Origin of the sequence: Agriterribacter sp. (genome assembly GCF_035497235.1) — a bacterium.
Classification (GTDB): domain Bacteria; phylum Bacteroidota; class Bacteroidia; order Chitinophagales; family Chitinophagaceae; genus Agriterribacter.
In genome coordinates, this window is record NZ_DATJEB010000062.1 from 1 (window position 1) to 5,220 (window position 5,220).

Here is a 5,220-nt window from a genome sequence, read left to right on the forward strand (position 1 = left end):
GATATAGCGGTAAAAGGCAATATCCTGTATGCCGACATGTATAACGATTTACTCGCAATAGACATCAGCAATCCAAAGCATCTTACTATTACCAGCCGGATGGCTAATTTTTTTATGGGCTGGATGTATGGTTATGGTTCAAATATTGATGATAAATACATAGCGGTAGCGTGGATTAAAAAAGATACCGTTGTAGCATTTACGGATAGATATTATGAGACGGGTGGTGATATGTTTGCGTTAAATACCGCCAGCTCCGGTGGTGCAAAGTCTAATGGTAACGGCACTGCCGGCTCCATGGCAAGCATGGTATTAATGAATAATTACCTGTATGCCATAAGAGAACCGCACAGTGTAGGCATTGTGGATATTACCACAGCCGCCACGCCGCGGTTAGATACCACTTTCTATGCAGGTTTTGACCTGGAAACCATTTATCCTTTTGAAGACAAGTTGTTTCTTGGTTCTTCTTCAGGTATGTTTATGTATGATCTTGCCAATCCCACATCTCCTGTGCAATTGGGTACTTTTTCGCATGGCCGTGCCTGTGATCCTGTAGTAACTGATGGTGCGTATGCATATGTTACGTTGCGTGGCGGCACTTCCTGTGGAGGAAATGACAATGAGCTGAATATTGTAGATGTAAAAGATATTATGAACCCTGTACTGGTAAAAACGTATCCGCTTACCGGACCAACCGGTCTCACTAAAGGCGGCAACCTGCTTTTTGTATGTGATGGTACAAGCGGTGTAAGATTATACGATGCATCAAACCCGAATGCGCTAAAGCAGCTCCAACAAATGGAGAGCGATGAGCCGTATGATGTAATTGCAGCCAATAAAAGAGCGATGATTGTTGGCAAAAATGGTTTGTATCAATACGATTACAGCGATCTGAGTAATATCCGCTTACTGAGCTTTTATTCGTTGAAAAAATAGTCAGGCGTGTTAAACAGACCCTCTATATTCCTGTTTGCCCGATAATTGCGTGGCATCTCCGCGGATTTGTTTGGTTTCTGCGAAAACCACTAAGTTGCGCCGGGGTTCCCCTTCTCACACTTGCCCTGCTGCGGAAACCCCATCGCGACACTGCGTTGGATAATTCGTCCTTTTTACAGCCTTTTTACTGAATATTTAATTCTGTGGAGGTTTCCCCATTAAATATTATTTTTGCCGTCCGCATATTAAACAGCTTATGCCCCAATTTAGACAAAGACAGTTCCTGGAATTTGAAAAGCCGGTTAAAGAATTATTTGACCAGGTAGCGCAGTTGAAACAAATGGCCGAAAAAAATCCAAAAATGGATTATACGGATACCATACAGCAACTGGAGCAATCTATTCTTGAAAAACGCAGGGAAATCACACAGCATCTTACGCCCTGGCAACAGGTGCAGTTAAGCCGCCATCCCGACCGCCCCTATACCCACGCCTATATCAAACGAATGTGTACCAATTACATGGAATTGTATGGCGACAGGAATGTAAGGGATGATAAGGCAATAGTGGGAGGTTTTGGTCAGTTAGATGGTCAAACGGTAATGATCATTGGTCACCAGAAAGGCATCAATACCAAAATGCGGCAACTGCGCAACTTTGGTATGGCTAACCCCGAAGGGTACCGTAAGGCATTGCGGCTGATGCGACTGGCTGAAAAATTCAATAAACCCGTTGTTACGCTCATTGATACGCCGGGCGCATTTCCCGGTGCGGAAGCGGAAGAGCGCGGACAGGGAGAGGCAATTGCCCGTAATATTTATGAAATGATGCGCCTGAAGGTGCCGGTAATATGCGTTATAATTGGTGAAGGCGCCAGTGGTGGCGCATTGGGCATAGGTGTGGGCGACAGGGTGCTGATGCTGCAAAATACCTGGTACACGGTTATATCGCCCGAAAACTGCAGCTCTATTTTATGGCGCAGTTGGGAGAAAAAAGAAGTGGCAGCGGAACAACTAAAATTAACCTCTACCGATATGAAAGGTTTTGGACTGGTAGACGAAGTGATTCCCGAACCATACGGAGGCGCGCACTGGGATTATGAAGCAACATCTCAATCGCTTAAATCACACCTGATTCCGCTCATAAAAGAATTGCAATCCATTGACCCGGCGGTACGCGTACAGCAACGCATTGAAAAGTACAGCAAAATGGGTTTCTGGGAAGAAGTTCCGGTGTAACCGGTAATTTTAAAACCACCGGTAAAGAATAGATAAACGTATGCCAGGGAGGAACACCCTGGAACCTGTAACCAACAACTATATACCAGCAGTAAAGAAAGCAGCATGTCACTAAGAAAACAACTCAGAGGAACCGGTGTAGCATTAATCACCCCATTTCAAAATGATTTTAGCATTGATTACAAGGCATTAGATGTAATGATTGATCACATGATCAACAATGGCGTGGAATATATTGTGAGCATGGGTACAACAGGGGAAGCCCCAACGATCAGTAAAGAAGAGAAGAAAAATATAGTAGCACATACATTTGCGAAAGTAGCCCGCCGCGTGCCTGTAGTAGTTGGCATTGGCGGAAATAATACGGCTGAAACCGTGCAGGAATTAAAAACATTTCCTTTGGATGAAGCGGCTGCGGTATTAAGCGTTAGTCCTTATTACAGTAAACCTTCACAGGAAGGATTATTCCAGCATTATAAAGCGGTAGCCGAAGCCTCGCCTAAACCTGTTATATTATATAATGTGCCGGGCAGAACAGGGCGTAACCTTTCCGCGGCAACCACTATTCGTCTCGCTAAGGAAGTACCTCGTATTGCCGGTATAAAAGACGCGGCAGGCGATATGCTGCAAAGCATGCAGTTGCTCAAAGACAGACCGGATGACTTTTTGGTATGCAGTGGAGATGATACCCTTGCCTTACCACAATTAGCCTGCGGCATGGACGGGCTGATCAGCGTAATTGCCAACAGTATGCCCCGCAAGTTTTCCGATATGGTACGCCTGGCCTTAGCCGGAAAATTGCAGGAAGCAAAAGCGCTTAACGATGCCATGCTCGAAACCTACGAATTACTTTTTACGGAAAACAATCCTGCGGGCGTTAAATCGTTTTTGTTTCACCTCGGATTGATCAGGAATGTACTGCGTTTGCCTGTTACGCCTTTGAGTGAAGCGCTGCATCAAAAAGCAAAACATTTGCTGGAAGCGGATACCACGCTGCGTTAGGGTAGCTGTGCCTTTTTGTAAAGATATATTTTAATAAGGCGCAAACTATAGCGTTGCTTTAACCGTTATAACTTTCAGCGCCAGCGCCGCTATAAGCATCTTATTTATTTGTCAGAATATCAAAGACACACCTCAAATGCAATTAATAAAAACACTGCCACTCCTCCTTATTTTAGCGGCATTATCTGCCACTGCTTTTGCCCAGTCAGACAGGATCAGCTTAGGCGACAAGCAATATCAATTGCTTGACAGGCTGGATATAAAGCTGCAAAATGATTCTGTTCTTTCTTTTTCCACGATCAAGCCTTACAACAGGAAAGTGTATACGGAACGGATAGCCCTGCTTGATTCTTTAGACCAGGCAGGTGAATTGCCTGCTGAGCTTTCTTCTGCAGACCGTTACAATATACAAAGCCTGCTGATGAACAATTCCGACTGGACGAAAGACCGGGGTGAATCTTTTCACGTACGCAAACCCATATGGAATACTTTTTTTAAAACGCCAGCCCATTTATACGAAACGCATTCCGGCGATTTTTCTTTAATTATTGATCCCGTATTGAATCTGCAGGCAGGTAAATCATCGGAAGCAGACCAGGCATTGTATGTAAATACCCGCGGATTTACCATGCGGGGGAATATTGGCAGGAAGATTGGTTTTTATACTTACCTCACCGAAAACCAGGAAAGAGATCCGCTTTTTGTGCAGCAATATGTTACCAAACACCGGGGAGTGCCCAATGCGGGGTATTATAAAATGATGGGCAGTGATAGCTATGATTATTTTGACGCCCGCGGCGGTATTGATTTCGCGGCTTCCAAATACATTAATTTCCGGTTCGGGTACGATAAGCTTTTTATTGGAAATGGCTACCGCAGCTTATTGCTCAGCGATTTCAGCAATAATTTCCTGTACCTGCAAATGGATGTGCAGTTGCGTAAATTCAGCTACAAAAGTATATACGCCGAAATTATTGCCCCTTTTAATCCTGTACCCAACAGGGATACCATACGGTATAAAAACTATATGGCTTTCCATCATTTAAGTGTGCAGTTAACCAAATGGCTGAATGTTGGCGTATACGAAAACGTGGTATACAACGGCAGAAATGGTTTTGAGCTCAGCTATCTCAATCCGGTTATTTTTTACCGGGCTATAGAAATGCAGTTAGGCAGTGGTGGGTCGAAAGCTACAGTGGGTATAGATTTCAAAGCCAACCTGCTTAAACGCACGCAGTTATACGGACAATTAGCGATTAGTGAATTTGTGTTTAAAGAGATCAGGAATTACGGCCGCGGTAGCTGGATGAATAAACAGGCGCTGCAACTGGGCGCAAAATACATTGACGTAGCGGGTATAAAGAACTTAGATATGCAGGTGGAAATGAACCTCGTGCGCCCGTTCATGTATACGCATAACGACAGCAATACCGCTTTTGTTCATTATAATAAAGAGCTGGCGCATCCTTTGGGCGCTAACTTTGGCGAATATATTGCCGTGCTTAAATACCAGCCCATTCCCCGGCTTTACCTTACCGGCAAAGTAATGTATTATAAACAGGGACTGGACTCCATGGGTGTTAACATGGGAAATAATCTTTTCAGAAGCTATCTTACCCGCCCGCGGGATTATGGCTTTCATATTGGAACAGGTATCCCGGCAAAACAATTGCTTGCCTCTTTTTCCGCCTCCTACGAGCTATTGCAAAACCTCTATATTGATCTGAACATAGCACAACGCAATTATAACGTACAGGCGCAACCGAAAAGAAATGAATTTTTCTTTACCGCAGGCGTACGCTGGAATATTGTAAAAAGGGAGTTTGAGTTTTAGTATTTGAGCCACAAAGGCACGAAGCCACAAAGTTGCATGGAGGTTTTTAGTTGAGTGCGGTGGGCTGTATGAAGTAATTATGTAAGAAAAGCATAGTGCAGTTGTTGCGGTCATGCAGCACCAAAAATGCTGCGCCGCCAATCCTGCCTGCGAAAGGCAGGTTAGTTTTATAGTGCGATAACAATAAGTTTCGCAATTTGTAACAACT

At 44.2% G+C, this 5,220-nt stretch carries 4 protein-coding genes; all 4 read left to right on the top strand.

Going from position 1 to position 5,220, the window contains the following annotated elements; genetic code table 11:
• The coding region (locus tag VL121_RS21565) for an LVIVD repeat-containing protein (protein ID WP_325408687.1) at positions 1–939 on the top strand (939 nt) is incomplete at its 5' end.
• A gap of 256 nt (positions 940–1,195) precedes the next feature.
• Positions 1,196–2,176 carry an acetyl-CoA carboxylase carboxyltransferase subunit alpha gene (locus tag VL121_RS21570; protein WP_325408688.1) on the top strand — a complete coding sequence of 327 codons (981 nt, stop codon included), beginning with the start codon at positions 1,196–1,198 and terminating at the stop codon, positions 2,174–2,176.
• 105 nt (positions 2,177–2,281) lie between these two features.
• Entirely contained in the window at positions 2,282–3,178 is an 897-nt protein-coding gene (dapA, locus tag VL121_RS21575) for a 4-hydroxy-tetrahydrodipicolinate synthase (RefSeq protein WP_325408689.1), read from the top strand.
• Positions 3,179–3,314: 136 nt separating this feature from the next.
• The gene (locus VL121_RS21580; protein WP_325408690.1) at positions 3,315–5,012 is read left to right on the top strand and encodes a hypothetical protein; all 1,698 of its coding nucleotides are present in this window, start codon (positions 3,315–3,317) and stop codon (positions 5,010–5,012) included.
• Positions 5,013–5,220: the final 208 nt, after the last annotated feature.